Source organism: Antribacter soli (assembly GCF_021568775.1).
GTDB lineage: Bacteria > Actinomycetota > Actinomycetes > Actinomycetales > Cellulomonadaceae > Antribacter > Antribacter soli.
In genome coordinates this window covers 22,558-40,051 of record NZ_JAKGSG010000002.1, presented here as the reverse complement: position 1 = coordinate 40,051, position 17,494 = coordinate 22,558, and the positions used below count along the sequence as shown (strand labels likewise).

At 74.2% G+C, this 17,494-nt stretch carries 17 protein-coding genes; 11 read left to right on the top strand and 6 right to left on the bottom strand.

All coding sequences use genetic code 11. From position 1 onward, the window contains the following. Positions 1-165 precede the first annotated feature (165 nt). Positions 166-1,413 carry an AMP-binding protein gene (locus L1785_RS00170; RefSeq protein WP_236087089.1) on the bottom strand — a complete coding sequence of 416 codons (1,248 nt, stop codon included), beginning with the start codon at positions 1,411-1,413 and terminating at the stop codon, positions 166-168. Between the two features lie 87 nt (positions 1,414-1,500). Here L1785_RS00170 and L1785_RS00165 point away from each other — a divergent pair, with 87 nt between their 5' ends. Beyond that, positions 1,501-2,589 (top strand): DUF3048 domain-containing protein, encoded by a 1,089-nt coding sequence (locus tag L1785_RS00165; RefSeq protein WP_236087088.1) that lies wholly within the window; start codon positions 1,501-1,503, stop codon positions 2,587-2,589. Between the two features lie 36 nt (positions 2,590-2,625). Here L1785_RS00165 and L1785_RS00160 read toward each other — a convergent pair whose 3' ends face one another. From L1785_RS00160 to L1785_RS00150, 3 genes are all read right to left on the bottom strand, one after another. Beyond that, positions 2,626-3,582 (bottom strand): 1,4-dihydroxy-2-naphthoyl-CoA synthase, encoded by a 957-nt coding sequence (locus tag L1785_RS00160; RefSeq protein WP_236087087.1) that lies wholly within the window; start codon positions 3,580-3,582, stop codon positions 2,626-2,628. A gap of 70 nt (positions 3,583-3,652) precedes the next feature. Next, a complete protein-coding gene (locus L1785_RS00155) occupies positions 3,653-3,928 on the bottom strand; it encodes a hypothetical protein (protein ID WP_236087086.1) in 276 nt (91 codons plus the stop codon). 176 nt (positions 3,929-4,104) lie between these two features. Continuing rightward, positions 4,105-4,677, bottom strand: coding sequence for a winged helix-turn-helix domain-containing protein (locus L1785_RS00150; RefSeq protein WP_236087085.1), 573 nt, complete (start codon positions 4,675-4,677; stop codon positions 4,105-4,107). A gap of 231 nt (positions 4,678-4,908) precedes the next feature. Between L1785_RS00150 and L1785_RS00145 the strand changes: the two genes are divergently transcribed. The 4 genes from L1785_RS00145 to L1785_RS00130 all read left to right on the top strand — a co-directional run bounded on the left by L1785_RS00145 (position 4,909) and on the right by L1785_RS00130 (position 10,561). Continuing rightward, positions 4,909-5,895, top strand: a complete 987-nt coding sequence (locus L1785_RS00145) for an o-succinylbenzoate synthase (protein ID WP_236087084.1) — start codon at positions 4,909-4,911, stop codon at positions 5,893-5,895. Between the two features lie 161 nt (positions 5,896-6,056). Further along, positions 6,057-8,018, top strand: a complete 1,962-nt coding sequence (gene menD / locus L1785_RS00140; RefSeq protein ID WP_308113210.1) for a 2-succinyl-5-enolpyruvyl-6-hydroxy-3-cyclohexene-1-carboxylic-acid synthase — start codon at positions 6,057-6,059, stop codon at positions 8,016-8,018. 91 nt (positions 8,019-8,109) lie between these two features. Continuing rightward, a complete protein-coding gene (locus L1785_RS00135; protein WP_236087083.1) occupies positions 8,110-9,723 on the top strand; it encodes a S1C family serine protease in 1,614 nt (537 codons plus the stop codon). 316 nt (positions 9,724-10,039) lie between these two features. After that, complete coding sequence (locus tag L1785_RS00130; protein WP_236087082.1) at positions 10,040-10,561, top strand: GNAT family N-acetyltransferase; 522 nt, start codon at positions 10,040-10,042, stop codon at positions 10,559-10,561. A 73-nt stretch (positions 10,562-10,634) separates the two neighbouring features. On the opposite strand, the gene L1785_RS00125 is transcribed toward L1785_RS00130, so the two are convergent. Then, positions 10,635-11,264 carry a TetR/AcrR family transcriptional regulator gene (locus L1785_RS00125; protein ID WP_236087081.1) on the bottom strand — a complete coding sequence of 210 codons (630 nt, stop codon included), beginning with the start codon at positions 11,262-11,264 and terminating at the stop codon, positions 10,635-10,637. Between the two features lie 151 nt (positions 11,265-11,415). On the opposite strand from L1785_RS00125, the gene L1785_RS00120 reads away from it, so the two are divergent. Genes L1785_RS00120 through L1785_RS00110 form a run of 3 tightly spaced genes read left to right on the top strand, consistent with a single transcriptional unit; the run spans position 11,416 to position 13,279 of the window. Next, on the top strand, positions 11,416-12,012 hold the full coding sequence (locus L1785_RS00120; RefSeq protein WP_236087080.1) for a DUF6230 family protein: 597 nt from the start codon (positions 11,416-11,418) through the stop codon (positions 12,010-12,012). Beyond that, positions 12,003-12,509, top strand: coding sequence for a DUF6114 domain-containing protein (locus L1785_RS00115; protein WP_236087079.1), 507 nt, complete (start codon positions 12,003-12,005; stop codon positions 12,507-12,509). The genes L1785_RS00120 and L1785_RS00115 overlap by 10 nt, the downstream gene beginning before the upstream one ends. Further along, positions 12,488-13,279 (top strand): hypothetical protein, encoded by a 792-nt coding sequence (locus tag L1785_RS00110; protein WP_236087078.1) that lies wholly within the window; start codon positions 12,488-12,490, stop codon positions 13,277-13,279. The genes L1785_RS00115 and L1785_RS00110 overlap by 22 nt, the downstream gene beginning before the upstream one ends. 67 nt (positions 13,280-13,346) lie before the next feature. On the opposite strand, the gene L1785_RS00105 is transcribed toward L1785_RS00110, so the two are convergent. Continuing rightward, positions 13,347-14,792, bottom strand: a complete 1,446-nt coding sequence (locus tag L1785_RS00105) for an isochorismate synthase (RefSeq protein ID WP_236087077.1) — start codon at positions 14,790-14,792, stop codon at positions 13,347-13,349. Positions 14,793-14,901: 109 nt separating this feature from the next. Here L1785_RS00105 and L1785_RS00100 point away from each other — a divergent pair, with 109 nt between their 5' ends. From L1785_RS00100 to L1785_RS00090, 3 genes are all read left to right on the top strand, one after another. After that, positions 14,902-15,597 carry a demethylmenaquinone methyltransferase gene (locus tag L1785_RS00100; RefSeq protein WP_236087076.1) on the top strand — a complete coding sequence of 232 codons (696 nt, stop codon included), beginning with the start codon at positions 14,902-14,904 and terminating at the stop codon, positions 15,595-15,597. 168 nt (positions 15,598-15,765) lie between these two features. After that, positions 15,766-17,073 carry a geranylgeranyl reductase family protein gene (locus L1785_RS00095; protein ID WP_236087075.1) on the top strand — a complete coding sequence of 436 codons (1,308 nt, stop codon included), beginning with the start codon at positions 15,766-15,768 and terminating at the stop codon, positions 17,071-17,073. Positions 17,074-17,086: 13 nt separating this feature from the next. Then, positions 17,087-17,449 (top strand): NADH-quinone oxidoreductase subunit A, encoded by a 363-nt coding sequence (locus tag L1785_RS00090; protein ID WP_236087074.1) that lies wholly within the window; start codon positions 17,087-17,089, stop codon positions 17,447-17,449. Positions 17,450-17,494 lie beyond the last annotated feature (45 nt).

Here is a 17,494-nt window from a genome sequence, read left to right as displayed (position 1 = left end):
GCTCCTCGATCCTCGTGCCCGACGCCGGATCCTCGCCCCGGCACCGACGTCACCGTACGCGGGACCCGCCCCCGGCGCCGAATGCGGCCCCAACCCCAACGGCCTCCGGCAGACATGAGCAGTTCCCCGAGAGCTTTGAAAGCCCGGGGACAGCGGGGGCGATCGCTACCCGACGGCGGCACGGGCGGCGTCCGCCACCGCCCTGCGGTCCGTCTTGCCCGGTCCGCGGGTCGGCAGTGCGCCCGTGACGTACAGGCGACGGGGGGCAGCCGCAGTGCCCAGCCGTTCCGCGACGGCCGTCCGGACGCGCACAAGGACGTCGTCGTCCACCGACGTCAGGCCGGGGCCCTCGCCCGCGAGTGCGATGACCGCCACGACCGCCTGACCCCACTCCGGGTCCGGAACGCCCACCACGCACGCCTCGGCGGGCAGGCCGAGGACGCCCGGCAGCACCTCGGCCAGGACGGCCTCGACGGCGGCCGGGGCCACGTTGACCCCGCCGGTCACGACGACGTCGTCGGCGCGACCCAGGACGGTGAGCCGGCCCTCGTCGAGCCGTCCGAGGTCGGACGTGCGGAACCACCTCGTGCCGTCGGGGTCCGTCCGGAAGGCGGCGCGGGTCGCGGCGGGGTCGCCCGCGTACCCGAGCGCCAGCACCGGCCCGGACAGCTCGATCACCCCGACGGCGCCCGCCCCGGCGCCGGACGCGCCCGCGGGTTCCGCACCCGTCCCGTCACCCCGCACCAGGCGCACGCGGACACCGGGCAGCGGCACGCCGTCGTACACGCAGCCGCCGCTCGTCTCGGACATCCCGTAGGTCGTGACGACCCGGACCCGCGCCCCCCGGGCCTCCGCGAGCAGCGGCGCCGGAGTCGCCGCGCCGCCGACGAGCACGGCGTCGAACCGGGCGAGGGCGGCCAGACCGGCGGGCGACCCGGCGGCGGCCGCGTCGACCAGGCGGTGGAGCTGCGTCGGCACGAGGGACACGTACGCCCGGGCGACGCGACCGCCCGGGCCGCCGTCGGGCAGCGCGGGCTGCGCGTCGAGGAAGTCCGAGGCGAGGCGGGCGAAGCCCTCGGCCGTGAACGGGCCGTCGGGTGCCGCGGTGAGCGGCGTCCGCGCGACGACCGACCGCGTCACCACCTGGACCCCGGCCACGTGCGTGGGCGGCAGCACGAGGAGCCAGCGCCCCGGGCCGCCGAGGCGCGCGTGCGTCGCGTCTGCGGAGGCACGCAGCGCCGCCGCGCCGAGGGCCACCTCGCGCGGCACCCCCGTTGAGCCAGAGGTACGAAGGACCAGCGCGGTACCGTCAGGGAGGGGGCGGTCGCCGAGGCGACTCCGTGGTGCGAACGCCCGCCCGCCGTCGAGCGCGTCGCGCACGGCGGCGATGATCGCGAGGAGGTCCGTGCTCACCTCGCCAGGGTAGACGCGGTGAGGGCGCCGCCCCGCGGGGCTCGGTAAGGTGTGCGCGGTCACAGGTGTCGGAAACCGGAGGAAACGATGTCCAGCACTGCCGGCCGCAGCTCGCGGTGGACGACGGCGGCACGCGCCTCGGGCGTAGCCCTCGCCCTCGTGCTCGGTCTGAGCGCGTGCGCGAGCGCCGAGCCGCCGGGCCCCGCCCCCACCACGACGGCAGAGTCCGAGGTCACCGCGGCGAAGGCCGCCCCGCCGGCGCCCGTCGTGCCGTTGACCTGGCCGCTCACCGGCGTCGAGACCGCAGAGGTCGCGGCCCGGCCCGCGCTCGCCGTCAAGATCGAGAACTCCACCGTCTCCCGTCCGCAGACCGGCCTGGAGCAGGCCGACATGGTGTGGGAGGAAGTCGTCGAGGGCGGCATCACGCGCTTCGTCGCGGTGTACCACTCGCAGGCGCCGGAGGTCGTGGAGCCGGTGCGGTCGGTGCGGCCGATGGACCCGGCGATCGTGGCGCCGCTGCGCGGGCTCCTCGCGTACTCCGGGGCGCAGCAGCCCTTCATCGACGCGGTGAACGCGGCGGGCATCCAGTCGATCATCATGGACAAGGGCCACGCCGGCTTCAGCCGCGACCGCCGTCGTGCCGCTCCGCACAACGTCATCGGCAACATGGCCGCGTTCTGGGGGCAGGCCGACGGGAACCGCGCTGTCCCGCCGCCGGCTCAGCTCCGGTACGCGCGGGAGGTCGGCAAGGGGAGCGCCGCGACGGCCGGGACGCCCGCGAACCGGCTCGACATCACCCTCTCCCGGACGCAGCGCACGGTGTGGGACTGGGACGCCGGTTCCGGCACCTACCTGCGCAGCGACGGCGGCACACCGGCCGTGTCGACCGCCGGCACGCGGCTGTCCGCCAGGAACGTGCTGCTCCTCTCGGTCGAGGTGGTGAACACGCCGTTCCTCGACCCGTCGGGGGCGCCGGTGCCGGAGACGAAGCTCGTCGCCGCCGGCACGGGCGTGCTCGCGACCGGGGGGAAGTCGGTGCCGGTGAACTGGTCGAAGGCATCGGTCGGGGACCTGCTCGTGGTCACCCTGGGTGACGGGAAGCCGGCGCTGCTCGACCCGGGCAATACGTGGATCGAGCTGGTGCCGGCGGGGTCGGGGAGCTGGGCGATCGGCTGAGCTGCGCGCCGGGCCGCCGTCCGGGCAGCGCGTGCGTCAGTAGTAGTACGGGAAGCCCGACCAGTCCGGGTCGCGGCGCTGGAGGAACGCGTCGCGGCCCTCGACGGCCTCGTCCGTCATGTACGCCAGACGGGTGGCCTCGCCGGCGAAGACCTGCTGGCCGGCGATGCCGTCGTCGGCGAGGTTGAACGCGAACTTGAGCATGCGGATCGCCTGCGGGGACTTCGTCGCGATCGTCCGTGCGTACTCCAGCGCGAGGGACTCGACGTCCTCGTGGGACGCGACCTCGTTCACGGCACCCCAGCTCTCCGCGTCGTCCGCGGAGTACTCGCGGGCCAGGAAGAACACCTCGCGGGCGCGCTTCTGGCCCACCTGGCGGGCGAAGTAGGCGCTGCCGTAGCCGGCGTCGAACGACCCGACGTTCGCGTCCGTCTGCTTGAACCTCCCGTGCTCGCGGCAGGCGATCGACAGGTCCGCGACGACGTGCAGGGAGTGCCCGCCGCCCGCAGCCCAGCCGTCCACCACCGCGACGACGACCTTCGGCATGGTCCGGATCAGGCGCTGCACCTCGAGGATGTGCAGCCGTCCGGCGCGCGCCGGGTCGATCGCGTCGGCGGTCTCGGCGTCGGTGTCCGTGGTGTAGCGGTAGCCGTCGCGGCCGCGGATGCGCTGGTCGCCGCCGCTGCAGAACGCCCAGCCGCCGTCCTTCGACGACGGGCCGTTGCCCGTGAGCAGGACCGTGCCGACGTCACTCGTCATGCGCGCGTGGTCCAGCACCCGGTACAGCTCGTCCACCGTGTGCGGGCGGAAGGCGTTGCGCACGTCGGCGCGGTCGAAGGCAACGCGGACGACGGGCAGGTCGCGAGAGCCCTCGGGCCCGCGCTCCACCCCGCGGTGGTACGTCATGTCCGTGAGGTCGCCAAAGCCCGCGACGTCGCGCCACTGCGTCGGGTCGAACGTCTCGGAGACCTTGCGGGGGAGTTCAGCGTTCACGGGCGCCAGCCTAGTTGGGCCCTTGGATGCCGCTGCCCGACGACGGAGAGGCTCGCCTGGGTGCACCTCGTCACGCTCTCCACGGACCCACGCTTGGCAGGAAGCGCTGCATCGCGTCGACGATCCCCTGGGAGTCCTCGAGCGCCAGACCCGCCTCGTCGGTCGTAACCGGCGGCGTCTGAACGCCCGGGTACTCGGAGTCATGACGGCGTAGCCGCAGCGTCCTGAACGGTCGGACGACCTTGCGCGCGTTCGGCCCGAGCTGAGCCTCAAGGGCTTCCTGGACCGCGCGGTAGCCGTTCTTGTTCGTCGGGCGGAGACCTTGCTGCGCCAGCACAGAGGTCATCGCCCTTCCGTGCGCCGTCGTACAGGAGGGCAAGGGCTCCGTACGGGTCCTCGTCGAGGAGCTTCGAGGCCGACCGCAGATGGGCCTCGGCCTGGGACAGGAGGAGTTGCGCGTGATCGGTGGAGGGGGCGATCTCCTGGAGCTCGCCCTCGTCGATGAGGTTCTGCACCTCCGCCTCACCGACCGGCCAGCGGGTCCTCCTTGGCGTGCTCCCGTCCATCTGTCTCTCCTCTGTCGTCGACGAGCTCCACGATCGGCGAACTCATGACCGTCCGCTTGAAGGGGCCGTTGTCATCGGCCCATGCCTGGGACGAGACGCCTCGTACGTTGACCTCACGGTGCAAGGTGTGCTCGGCCGACTCGATGGCGTCGGCGAGCGTGTCGCGATCCGGTGCGCCGATGACGAGAACATCGATGTCGCCGGGGACAGCGCCCGGCACCTCGTGGTATCGGGCTGCCCATGAGCCATAGATGAAGGCGCGCTCGACACCGCCGACCTCGGTCAGGAGGTCCCTGAGCACGGCAAGGGGTCCGAATGTGACGGCCAGTAGTTGTACTAGAGGACCGTAGACCGGACCGTCCGTGACTGCACGTGCAAGGCGGGTGTTCCCGCGCTTCCTCGTGACCACGAGGCCTGCGGCTTCGAGGCGTTCGACCTCACGGAGCGCGGTGGGGCTCGACGCCCCGACGCGTGCGGCGATCGCGCTGATGCTGTGCTCGCGGTCTGGATTGAGCAGCACCTCGGCCATCACGTCGCCCTGCGTCCGGGACCTCAGCAGAGGAAGCAGTGTGGGTGAAGCTACTTTCATAAACTGAACGCTAGCATTCACTTTATGAAAGTAGGTAGATAGCAGTAGCGTCGGAGAGGCGCGTCGGCGTCCCGACCGACGGCGGGGCGTCGCCCCCGGCGCACCCTCGCCGGGCGGGGTCACGCCGGGGTCGCGTCGGGCGAGGTTCCGGCGCGCGGTTAGCCTGGAGGGGTGCTGCGCGATCCCGTCGTCTGGTCCTCGCCCCTGCGCACCCGGTTCCGCGGGATCGACGTCCGCGACGGGCTGCTCGTCCGCGGCGACGCCGGCTGGGGCGAGCTGTCGCCGTTCTGGGACTACGACGATGCCGAGTCCGCGACGTGGCTGCGCGCCACCCGCGAGGCGGCCGAGCTCGGCTTTCCCGATCCGGTCCGCGACGAGGTGCCCGTCAACGTGACCGTCCCGGCCGTCGCGCCCGCGCGTGCCCGGGAGATCGTGCTCGCGTCCGGCGGGTGCCGCACCGCCAAGGTGAAGGTGGCTCAGCGGTCGTCGTCCGGCGAGCTGGAGCCGCTCGTGGCCGAGGCGGCGCGCCTGGAGGCCGTGCGTGAGGCGCTCGACGCCGGCGGCCCCGGCGGCCGCATCCGCGTCGACGCGAACGGCGGCTGGACCCTGGAGGAGGCGCTCGACCGGCTGCCGGTCCTCGACCGAGCCGCCGGCGGGCTGGAGTACGCCGAGCAGCCGTGCGCCGCCGTCGAGGACCTCGCGTTCCTGCGCCGCAAGCAGGACGTCCTCGTCGCCGCCGACGAGTCGATCCGGCGGGCGGGTGACCCGATGCGCGTGGTCCGCGAGGAGGCCGCCGACATCGTCGTCCTCAAGGTCCAGCCCCTCGGCGGGGTGCGGGCGTGCCTCGACCTCGCGGAGCAGGTGGGGCTGCCGGTCGTGGTGTCGTCCGCGCTCGAGTCGTCCGTGGGGCTCGCCGCGGGCGTGGCGCTCGCGGCCGCACTGCCGTCGCTCCCGTACGCGTGCGGCCTCGCGACGTCGCAGCTCCTCGTGCACGACGTCGTCGCCGAGCCGCTCCTGCCCGTCGCCGGGGCCCTGCCCGTGCGCCGGCCGGTGCCCGACCCGGCGGCGCTCGCGTCCGCTGCCCCGCCCGACGCGACGCGGGACGCCTGGCTCGCGCGGTACGACCGGCTCGCGGCGATCCTGGACGGTACGAAGTGACGGCGGCGGAGGGTTCCGCGACGGGCCCGGGGTCCGGTTCCGCGACGGGCCCGGGGTCCGGTTCCGCGACGGGCCCGGGGTCCGGTTCCGCGACGGGTCGCACGACGGCCTCCGGGAACCCGAGAGACCGCGGCCTGCCCCCCGCCATCGCGGCCGCCCGCGTGCTCGTCCGGGACCTCGCCGCCCGCGGGGTGCGCGACGTCGTCCTCGCACCCGGCTCCCGCTCCGCGCCGCTCGCCTATGCGCTCGCCGAGGCCGACGCAGCCGGAGAGCTCACGCTCCATGTCCGGGTCGACGAGCGGACCGCCGGCTTCCTCGCCCTCGGGCTCGCCCGGGGGTCGGAGCTGGTCCGCCTCGAGAACACCATCAGTCACGGTCAGAGGGCCGTCGGGACGGATGGTGTTCTCGAGGCCGCCCCGGCGCGGGGGACCGACGCCGTCCCCGGCCCCGGGGGAACCGTCGTCCCCGTGGCCGTGGTGACCACGTCCGGGACGGCCGTGGCCAACCTGCACCCCGCGGTGCTGGAAGCGCACCACACGGGCGTGCCGCTGCTCGTCCTCACGGCGGACCGGCCCCACGAGCTGCGCGGCACCGGCGCGTCGCAGACCACCGACCAGGTCGGCATCTTCGCCGGAGCCCTCCGGTTCGCCGCCGACGTCCCCGCACCCGACGGCCGCGCCGGCGAGCACCGCGACCTGGTCGCCGTCGCCGCGCGCGCGGTCGCGGCGGCCGTCGGCGCGCGCACGGGTCACCCCGGCCCGGTGCACCTCAACATCTCGTTTCGCGAGCCGCTGCAGCCCTCCTCGCCCCTCGTGCCCGACGCCGGTCGCTCGCCCCGGGCGGCCGACCGCGCCTCGGCCGGGACTCACCAGGGCGGTACATCCGCTGCTCCCGGGGGCGAACGCGCGGCATCGCCGGCGTCAGGTGCGTGGTCGCAGCCCGTCGTCGGCCGTGCGGTCCCCCGGTACACCGACGCGCCCGCGCTCCCGGGCGACCCGCCGCGCACCGTCGTCGTCGCGGGTGACGGCGCTGGACCCCAGGCACGCCGGCTCGCCGAGGCGCACGGCTGGCCACTGTTCGCGGAGCCGTCGTCGGGCGCGTGCGGCGGCCCGAACGCCGTCGCCGGGTACCGGCTCGTGCTCGGCGCGCACGAGCTGGCGGCGACGATCGAGCAGGTTGTCGTCCTCGGCCGGCCGACGCTGTCCCGGCCGGTGCAGCGCCTGCTCGGCCGCGAGGACGTGGCGGTGACGGTGGTGACGCCCGGAGGCGGGCCGTGGCCGGACCCCGCCCGTAACGCCGCGCTCGTCGTCCCGGGGCTGGCGCCGTCGTGGTTCGAGGGACCGGCGACCGCAGAGACCGGCGGGGTCACTCCTGATCCGCCGGGGTTCCTGGCCGCCTGGCGGGAGGCGGGCCGCGCTGCCGCCGGGGTCCTCGGCTCCGTGACGGCCGACGAGGCGGTCGCTGCTGGTCTGCTCAGCGCCCCGTATGCGGCGCTCGCGGTCGCCCGGGCGGTCGCTGCGACGCTCGGGGAGGGCGACCTGCTCGTCGTCGGCTCGTCCAACCCCGTACGGGACCTGGACCTCGTGCTCGGGCTCGACGGCGCCGCCCCCACGATCCTCGCCAACCGCGGGCTCGCCGGGATCGACGGGATGGTGTCCACCGCGACGGGGGTCGCGCTCGCCGCGGCCCGCGACGGGCGCCGCACCCGCGCCCTGCTCGGGGACCTCACGTTCTTGCACGACGCCGGCGGCCTCCTGTGCGGCCCCGACGAGCCGCACGCGAACCTCCAGGTCATCGTGGTCAACGACGACGGCGGCTCCATCTTCGCGACCCTCGAGCACGGGGCGCTGGCGGCGGCCTCACCGGCGGGAGCCGCCGCGTTCGAGCGGGTCTTCGGCACGCCGCACGGTGCGAACCTCGGTCAGCTCTGCGCGGGCTACGGGGTGGATCACCAGCTCGTGCTGGACGTCCCGAGCCTGCGGCACGCCCTGCAGGCACCGAGCCACGGCATCCAGGTGATCGAGGTGCACGTCCCGCGCGCGGCCCGCCTGGCCGAGTCGCGCGACCTGGCGGCGCGCGTGGTGGCTGCGGTCCGCGCGGTGGGGATCTCGTCGGATCGGTAGTGCCGGTCGGTCGCAGCGAACTCACAGCAACACTCAAGGGGTCCGCAAGTCTGGGGGTGTCCACTGGTCTCAGTCACCGAGGAGGACACCAATGACTACAGAGCAGAACCCCGAGCCCCGGCCCGCCGACGAACCGGCCACCCCGGCCCCCGCCGAGGCCACGCAGCAGCTCCCGGCCCAGGTGCCGGCGCCCGCTGCGGCCGCCCCTGCCGTCGCCCCGGTCTACTCCGCCGCGGCCCCGGCGCCCGCAGCCCCGGCCCCCGCCGCCGCGGCCTCGGCGCCCGCAGCCCCGGCCCACGCCGCTGCCCCGGCGCACGCTGAGGCCGCGCAGCCGGCGCACGTCCTGCAGACGGTCGGCGCGCCCGGCGCGCCCGCCGCCGAGGTGCCTGCCGGGACCGGCCCGGCCGGGACGTCGTCGTACACGAACCCCTACGGGCTCCCCGTATCCCCGCCGCAGCAGCCGAAGCGCCAGAACCGGACCTGGGTTCCGGTCGTGAGCGCCGCCGCCATCGCCGCGGTCCTGGCGAGCGCGGGCACCGCGGGCGTGCTCGTCGCGACCGGCGACGACCCGAGCAGCGTGAGCCTCGCGGACGTCGACACCACGCAGCAGGAGAGCGCGCCGGTCAAGAGCTCGACGGTCACGAACCCGGACTGGCCGGCCGTGACGGCGGCGGTCGCGCCGTCGGTCGTCGCGATCCAGGTGGCCAGTTCCTCGGGCGGCGCCGAGGGTTCGGGCGTCATCCTCGACGCCGAGGGCCATGTGCTCACCAACAACCACGTCGTTTCGGGCGCGACGGACGGCAAGGTCCAGGTCACCCTCAGCGACGGCCGCCTGTTCGACGCGACGATCGTCGGGACGGACGCCACCAGCGACCTCGCCGTCGTGCAGCTCGACGAAGCACCCGACGACCTGCAGCCCGCCACGTTCGGCGACTCCGACGCGGTCGAGGTCGGCGAGGCGGTCCTGGCGGTCGGCAACCCCCTCGGCCTGGCCAACACCGCCACGACGGGCATCGTCTCCGCCCTCGACCGCCCCGTCACGGCGAGCGGAGAGGACGGCTCGGACCAGGTGGTGACGAACGCGATCCAGATCGACGCGGCCATCAACCCGGGCAACTCCGGCGGTCCGCTGTTCAACGCGTCAGGTGAGGTCATCGGCATCACGTCGTCCATCGCGACGCTCTCGAGCGGGCTGTCGAGCCAGTCCGGCTCGATCGGCCTGGGCTTCGCGATCCCCGCCGCCCTGGCGACGTCGGTCAGCGACCAGCTCATCGCCGACGGCACCGCCGAGCACGCCTTCCTGGGCGTCGCGCTCTCCGACGGCACCGCGACCGCCGACGGCGTCACGCGCCGCGGCGCGAAGGTCGAGGAGGTCACGGACGGCTCCCCGGCCGCCGACGCGGGCATCCAGGCGGGCGACGTCATCGTCGCGATCGACGGCGACGCCGTGAACGGCGCCGAGTCGCTCACGGCCTTCGTCCGCGAGCGCGCCGCCGGCGACGACGCGACGATCACCCTCGTGCGGGACGGCAAGGCCACCCAGGTGGACGTGACCCTGGCGGTGCGCGAGGAGACCCCGACCACCCAGCAGCCCGAGGACCAGGGGAGCGGCAGAGACCAGGGCGACAGCCAGGACGGCTCGAGCGACCCGACGCAGCCGAACAACATCCCCGAGTGGCTCCAGGACCTCCTCGGCCAGGGCTGACAGACCTCTCGCCGGGCGCTCACCCCTCCCTCACGGGCCCCGTCACGGGCCCGGTGCGTCCGGCGGGACACCCCGCGCGTCCCTCCCCTTGTCGCGCGGGGTCCCGACGGCCCGCGCGTGCTCGCCTCCAGGCACGCGCGGGCCGTCCTCATGTCCCGGGGCCGTTGCCCCCGGGGCCTCGGCGCCGACACGCCCGGCGACCCGCCGTAAAGCCCCTCCCGCGCGGACCGCAGGGCTCTGACCTGCGGAAAGGTGCATTCCTGCCGAAAGCCACTTCCGCCGGGTGAGGTCCGTGAACGGGGGTTACGGTTGCGCGGTGACTGCGTCCCTCACCGTCGTCCGGACGCTCGGCCGGTCGGACGTCGCCCACGACATCCTCGCTGAGCTGCCCGAGTGGTTCGGCCTCGAGAAGTACACGTCCGAGTACGTCGAGGCCGCGGACTCGTATGCCAACTACGTCGCCGCGAGCGCCGACAAGGTCCTCGCGGGCTTCCGTCCGCCGTCGGTCGGTGAGCCGGAGCTGAAGCTGCCCGACGCCCTCGGGATCCTGCTGCTGCGCCAGCGTTTCCCCACGTCGGCGGAGGTGCACCTGCTGGCGGTGCGCCGGGCGCACCACCGCGCGGGCATCGGGCGGGCGCTGCTCGGCCAGGTCGAGGCGGACCTGCGGGCGCGGGGCGTCCGCCTGCTCAGCGTCAAGACCCTCGGCCCGTCGCGGCCGGACCCGGACGGCTACGACCAGACGCGCGCGTTCTACGAGGCGTGCGGCTTCCTGCCGGTCGAGGAGTTCCCGGACCTGTGGCCGAACGACCCCTGCCTGCTCATGGTCAAGGTGCTCTGACCGAGGGCGGCGCGGCCGTCGCGGCCGGGGCCTTGAGCCACGCGGGGGGACGGCGCGGGGGCCGACGCCGGGGTCAGGCCCCGGTCACCGCCGGTTCCGGCGTACCGGCCGGCGTCGCGGACGCCGCGGCGACGGCGCCGAGGAGGCTGCGCTCGAGGAAGGCCACGAGCTCGCCGGCCGGCAGGTCCGTACCCAGGGCGCCGTCGACGAGCGTCTGCTCCGCGAACGCGACCCAGGACCGCACGGCGATCCGCACGAGCGGCGTGTCGGGCGTGCCGAGCTCGACCATGCCGGCGAGGGCGCGCTCCGTCTGCTCGCGCCGCGCACCCTCGATGACGCCGCGGACCTCCTCGTCGCCGCTGGCCGCGCCGCGCACGAGCGAGTAGAACGTGGGGCCGTGCTCGCGCACGTACTGGACGAGCCGGGCCAGCGTGTCGCGTAGGCGCTCGATCGGCGGCAGCTCCGGCCGGGGCTCGGAGGCGTGCAGCATCGAGTCGCGCGCCCGGCGCACGATCTCGTGGTGCAGCCCGTTCTTGGAGCCGAAGTAGTAGTACACGAGGCCCGTCGACACGCCTGCCTCGGCGGCGATCTCCTCGACGGTCACCTCGGCCAGGGGGCGGTCCGCGAGGGTTGCCACTCCGAGCGCGACGAGCTGGTTGCGGCGCTCCTCGGGACGGAGCCGTGTGCGGCGACCAGTAGCCATGACGTGAGCATATCGGGCGGCTGCTGAAGCCCGGACGGCCCGGACGGTCGGTGAGCACCACGCGCGCCCAATTGACCGCAGGTCAGTAATTGTCCTAGGGTCTCCGGTGACGACATCGAGGTCGTCTCGTGCGCCTTTGAGGGGGAACACCATGAAGCTCAGTCAGCTCACGGCGTCGCGCAAGGGTCGCGTGGCGCTAGCCGTCATCCCGGTCACGGTGGCGATCAGCGTGCTCCTGGGCGGTGTCGCTCAGGGTGCCGTGCCCGTGTCGTTCGCGATCTCGGGCAGCCAGTTCAAGATCTCCGCCGACCTCCTGGAGGGCACCGGCTTCTCGCAGTACGCCGGGCTCGCCACCGCGGAGGACGGCAGCCAGCACCCCACCGCCATCGCGAACATCGGCCAGGCGAACCTCTACAACCTGTGCCAGTCGGTCGTGCAGGACACCCCGCTCGGCAAGGTCGGCCTGCTCATCTCCGCCGGCACCGCCGAGGGCGCCCCGGCCACCGCGACCGACCTGCAGATCGGCATGAACGACCTGCAGGGCACCGCCGTGTTCAGCAACATCCGCATCGGCGTGGACGCCTCGACGGTCAGCACCGGCGCCAAGGGCGACGCCGGCGACTTCGCCATGGACTCCGACTCCATCACGATCGACAACCTCAAGCAGGTCTCGTGGTCGACGCAGGCGTCCGTCTTCCAGCTGACGGACCTCAGCCTCAAGGTCACGGACGGTCAGGAGTGCTTCTGAGCGGGGACGGCCCGAGCGCCGGCCTCCCCGGTCGGGTCCGCACGCTCTGGGCCGCCGCACGAGCCCGGTCCGACGCCGCGCTGCGGGGCTTCGGCCCGTGGCGGCGCCGGAGGCCGTTCCTCGGGGGAGTGCTGACGATCCTCGCGGGGGTCGAGATGCTGTTCTCCGGGCCCATCGACCTGGAGCACATCCAGCTCCAGGTCGGCTTCGCCGGGTCACAGGCCACCGTGCTGCCGACGGTGCTGATCGTGCTCGGCGCGCTGGCGATCGCGCACCCCGTCCAGCACCTGTTCTACGGGATCGTCTCGCTCGTCGTGGCCGTGTCGTCGCTGGTCTTCGTGAACCTCGGCGGGTTCGTGGTCGGCATGCTCCTCGGTATCGTCGGAGGGGTGATCGTCGTCTCCTGGATGGGGCGCCCGACGGCGCCGCGACGACCCCGAGCAAGCCGCTCGGCAACCCGAGCAAGAGCGCCGCCGTGGTCCTCGCCGCCGCGCTGATCGCACCCGCCGCGGCGCCCACGGTCGGCTCCGGGGTGACCAGCGAGCCGATCCTGTGCTGGATGTTCGGCGTCACCTGCAGCGAGCCCGGCGCGACGCCCGGTCCGTCGTCGTCCCCGAGCCCCTTCCCGAGCGACCTGATCGGGGGCGTCGTCGACGGTCTCGGCGAGGGCCCCGTCGAGGACCCTGGCGCGGCCCCCGGCACCGACGACAACTCGTCCACCGGCGGCGTCGCCGACCCCGACGTGACCGTGCCGGTCCCGGGCGACGGCGCGCCCGGCGAGGAGGAGCTGCCGGTGTTCCTGGGCGGGACCGAGAACGTCTCGGTGTTCTCGGTCCCCGCCGAGCTGCGCAGCGACGACCTCACGCTCAGCGGGCTGCGGTCGATCTCGATCGTCTCCGTGCCGGCGGCCACCCCGTCGGGGCGGCGCAACGCGCTCAAGATCGTGTGCGACCGCGCCGAGCTGCCCGGCTTCTGGCTCAAGACGTACGTCTACCAGGAGGGGCTGATCGGCGGCGGGACCGAGACGCACGCCCAGCGGGTCACGCTCGACGGGAACGTGCAGATGTACATCTCGTCGATCTCCGCGGACCTGCCGGGCGAGGACGACCTGCAGCTCGACGCCGAGAGCCCGCCGCAGTCGATCACGGCGGCGCTGCTCGCCCTCGTGGACCCGACGATCGGCCTCCTCGGGGCGACGTCCGACCAGCAGGTGTGGACCGGCTTCCGCGAGCAGGTCTGGGGCGACCCGGCCTCCCCGCCGAGGTAGAACCTGCCGGAGCAGGACGTGCCGCGGCCCGGCGGCCCGGCCGTGCTGCTCCGGCAGGTACCTCGCGTCAGGCGCCGAGGGCGTGGCGCATCGGTTCGAGCTTTGCCTCGGACTCTGCGAGCTCGGCGAGCGGGTCCGACGCCGCGACGATCCCGCACCCCGCGAACAGCCGCACGTGGCGAGGGTCGCGCTCCGACAGCTCCGCCGAGCGCAGGGCGATGCCCCACTCGCCGTCGCCGTCGGCGCCGAGCCAGCCCACGGGGCCGGCGTACCGGGACCGGTCGAGGCCCTCGATCTCGCGGATGAGCGCCCGGGCCGCCACGGTCGGGGTGCCGCACACCGCGGCCGAGGGGTGCAGCGCGGCCGCCAGGGACAGCGACGACGGCGGCGCGTCGCGCGACGTGTCGAGCACGCCGGTGACGTCGGTCGCCAGGTGCATCACGTTCGGCAGGTGCAGGACGAAGGGCGACTCGGGCACGTTCGTCGACGAGCAGAACGGCTCGAGGGCCGCGGCGACGGACGCCACGGCGTACTCGTGCTCCTCGAGGTCCTTCGAGGACCGCGCGAGCTGGGCGGCGCGCAGCAGGTCGGCGTCGTCGCGGCTTTCCGAAGGCGCTGTGGGCGGAGTAGGTGCCGGGTTCGCGCGCCGCGACCCGGCACCTGCTCCGCCCACAAGAGCCTCTGGCGACCCGGCGTGCGGGGAGTTGGACCGGCGGATGGTCCCGGCGAGCACCCGCGACGTCACGAGCCCCTTCTCGCTGCGGACCAGCAGCTCGGGGGTGGCCCCGACCATGCCGTCGACGCTGAAGGTCCAGCAGGCCTCGTACCCGGTCGACAGCCGCCCGAGCAGGTACCGCGGGTCCACGGGCCGCTCCGTCGAGGCGACGACGTCCCGCGCGAGGACGACCTTCTCCAGCTCGCCGGCCCGGATCCGGGCCACCCCTTCCGCGACCACCGCCGGCCAGTCCGTGGCGGCCACGGCGCCGTCGTGCAGCGTGACCGCACCGGGCGACGCCACGGGGGTGCGGCGGGTGGCGCCGAGCAGCGCCGCCCCCGGCGGCGCGGACAGGTCGCCGGACAGCGAGATCGTGGTCATCCAGGTGGCACCGCCGCGGCGCCCGACGACGACGCGCGGCACCACGAGCACGCCACCCGCGCGCGCGGGGTCCTCGGCCTCGTCGCCCGGCTCGACGTCGTCGAACGCGAAGGAGCCGAACGCGACCGGGCCGCTGCCGGGCAGGCCCACCTCGTCGCGCACGACGGCCTGGGCGAGGACGGAGCGCCACGCCTCGTCGGCGTCGGCGAACCGGCCGGGACCGTACGTCTCGAACCGCAGCGCCTCACCCCAGCCGACGAGCCCGTCGCCGCGCCGCACCCAGGCGAGCGGCCGGGTGTCGGGCAGGAGGTCCACGAGCGGGCCCTCGAGGGCGAGGGGCACCGTGCGGACCACGAGGGCGGCGCTCGGGGCGGGCACGTCGTGACGCAGTGCGGCGCCCGTGGGTAGTGCGGTCATCAGCCTCAGGATATGCGCGCGCCGCCCCGTGATCGGACGCCCGTGGCTCACCTCACACGGCACGGATCCGCCCGTCACCCATCCGGGTCACACGTGGAAAGATCGAGCCATGTCTCGCGCAAGCCTGGAGAAGAACCCCGCAGAGGTCGCGTCGATGTTCGACGGCATCGCCCGACACTACGACCTGACGAACGACCTGATCTCCCTGGGCCAGGACCGCCGCTGGCGCCGTCTCACGGTCGACGCGGTCGCGGCGATGCCGGGCGAGCGTGTCCTCGACCTGGCGGCCGGGACAGGCACGAGCAGCGAACCGTTCGCCGACGGCGGCGCCTACGTGGTCCCGTCGGACTTCTCGTTCGGCATGCTCCAGGTGGGCAAGCGGCGCCGCCCCGACCTCCCGTTCGTGGCGGGCGACGCCACGCGGCTGCCCTTCGCCGACGAGAGCTTCGACGCGGTGACGATCAGCTTCGGCCTGCGGAACGTGGTCGACACGAGCGCGGCGCTGCGGGAGATGCTGCGCGTGGTCCGCCCGGGCGGCCGCGTCGTCATCTGCGAGTTCTCCACGCCGACGTGGGGCCCGTTCCGCACCCTGTACCAGGAGTACCTCATGCGGGCGCTGCCCCCGGTCGCGGGCGCCATCACGAAGGACCGCGGCTCCTACGACTACCTCGCCGAGTCGATCCGCGCGTGGCCCACCCAGGTGGAGCTGGCCCGCCTCATGCTCGGCGCCGGGTGGTCGCACGTCGCCTACCGCAACGTCACGGGCGGCGTCGTCGCCCTGCACCGCGCGGTCCGCCCGGCCTGAGCGGGCCGGGTCGGCTGCGACCTGCGTAAAGACCGTCCCGAGGCACCCCCGGGGTTAGGTATGCCTTGCTAGTCGGATCACCGCATGTGTGGCTAGGGTGACGGTGTTGTGACAGGGTTCACAAGGCCCTGTGACAATGCAGCGAGTTCACGACCTGGGGGTGAGCACGTGCACAACGACGTACGCGACGACGCAGACGTCATCGTGGTGGGAGCCGGCCCTGCCGGCGCGTCCGCCGCGCACTGGTGCGCGTCCGCGGGGCTCGACGTGCTGCTGCTCGAGAAGGGCGAGTTCCCGCGGGACAAGGTGTGCGGCGACGGCCTGACGCCGCGCGCGGTCGCCGAGCTGGTCCGCATGGGCGTGAGCACCCGCGAGGACGACGGCTGGATCCGCAACCGCGGTCTGCGCGTCCACGGCGGCGGTCGCGCCTACGAGCTGGACTGGCCGAACCTGACGAGCTACCCCGGCTACGGCATGGCCCGCGCCCGGACGTCCCTCGACCAGACGCTGGCACAGCACGCGCAGGCCAACGGAGCCAAGCTGCTCGAGCGCACCAAGGTGACGGGCGCGGTCCGGGACGAGCGCACCGGGCGCGTCCTGGGCGTGACAGCCCAGCCGCTGGACGGCCGCGGCCGGGCCGAGGGCCCGGAGCGCACGTTCCGCGCCCCGGTCGTCGTCGCCGCGGACGGCGTGAGCTCCCGCTTCGGGCTCGGGGTCGGGCGCGAGCGCCGGGACGACCGCCCGATGGGCACCGCGGTGCGCGCCTACTACCGCACGCCGCGGCACGAGGACCCGTTCATGGAGTCCCACCTGGAGCTGTGGTCCGGCGCCCCGGGCAAGAGCGACCTGCTCCCCGGCTACGGCTGGGTTTTCCCGCTGGGCGACGGCACGGCGAACGTGGGCCTCGGGTCGGTGCACAGCACGCCCGCCCGCCAGTCCGCCGCCGGCATCGACTACCGCCGCCTGCAGGAGACCTGGCTGGCCAACAGCGCCCCGGAGGGCTGGGACCTCGTCCCCGACGAGGAGCGCGCGACCATCCGCGGCGCCGCCCTCCCGATGGGCTTCAACCGTGGTCCGCTGTACGCCGACGGCGTGATCCTCGCCGGCGACGCGGCAGGCATGGTCAGCCCCTTCAACGGCGAGGGCATCGCGTACGCGCTGCAGGCCGGCCGGGTCGCGGCGGACGCGATCAGCCAGGCCCGTGCGCGCCGTACCGACACGGCCCGCGAGGCCACGCTCGCCACGTACGGCGCGCGCATGCGCGACGACCTGGGCGGCTACTACACCTTGGGCCGCTGGTTCGTGCGGCTCATCGAGCACCCCGAGGTGATGCGGGTGTGCGTCCGGTACGGCCTTCCCCGGAAGGTCGTCATGCAGTTCACTCTCAAGCTCCTGTCCGACTGCTACGAGCCCCGCGGAGGCGACTGGGTGGACCGCGTCATCGCGGGGCTCACCAGGGTGGTGCCTCGTTCATGAGGGAGATCCGAGCATGACCAACCCGTACCTGCCCGTCCTGGTCCTGATGGCCGTGGCGGCAGTCCTCGCGCTGGGCGGCGTCGCGGCGAGCGCCGTGATCGGCCCGAAGCGCTACAACCGGGCGAAGCTCGATGCCTACGAGTGCGGCATCGAGCCGACGCCGCACGCGTCGGGCGGCGGCCGCCTGCCGATCAAGTACTACCTGGTCGCGATGACGTTCATCGTGTTCGACATCGAGATCGTGTTCCTCTACCCGTGGGCCGTCGACTTCACGACTCTGGCCACGTTCGGCCTGGTGGCGTCGCTGACGTTCCTGGCGCTGATCACGGTGCCGTTCGTCTACGAGTGGCGGCGGGGCGGGTTCGACTGGGTGTGACTCTCGTGCCCGGGCCCCGGCCCGGGCGGTAGCGCCCGGGTGACC

What these genes read in the sequence shown, in the direction of transcription:
- L1785_RS00120 (WP_236087080.1), top strand. Translation starts at nt 11,416, where the DNA reads ATGAAGCTCAGTCAGCTCACGGCGTCGCGCAAGGGTCGCGTGGCGCTA.
- L1785_RS00090 (WP_236087074.1), top strand. Translation starts at nt 17,087, where the DNA reads ATGACCAACCCGTACCTGCCCGTCCTGGTCCTGATGGCCGTGGCGGCA.
- L1785_RS00100 (WP_236087076.1), top strand. Translation starts at nt 14,902, where the DNA reads ATGTCTCGCGCAAGCCTGGAGAAGAACCCCGCAGAGGTCGCGTCGATG.
- L1785_RS00105 (WP_236087077.1), bottom strand. Translation starts at nt 14,792, where the DNA reads ATGACCGCACTACCCACGGGCGCCGCACTGCGTCACGACGTGCCCGCC.
- L1785_RS00165 (WP_236087088.1), top strand. Translation starts at nt 1,501, where the DNA reads ATGTCCAGCACTGCCGGCCGCAGCTCGCGGTGGACGACGGCGGCACGC.
- L1785_RS00135 (WP_236087083.1), top strand. Translation starts at nt 8,110, where the DNA reads ATGACTACAGAGCAGAACCCCGAGCCCCGGCCCGCCGACGAACCGGCC.
- L1785_RS00155 (WP_236087086.1), bottom strand. Translation starts at nt 3,928, where the DNA reads ATGACCTCTGTGCTGGCGCAGCAAGGTCTCCGCCCGACGAACAAGAAC.
- L1785_RS00125 (WP_236087081.1), bottom strand. Translation starts at nt 11,264, where the DNA reads ATGGCTACTGGTCGCCGCACACGGCTCCGTCCCGAGGAGCGCCGCAAC.
- L1785_RS00150 (WP_236087085.1), bottom strand. Translation starts at nt 4,677, where the DNA reads ATGGCCGAGGTGCTGCTCAATCCAGACCGCGAGCACAGCATCAGCGCG.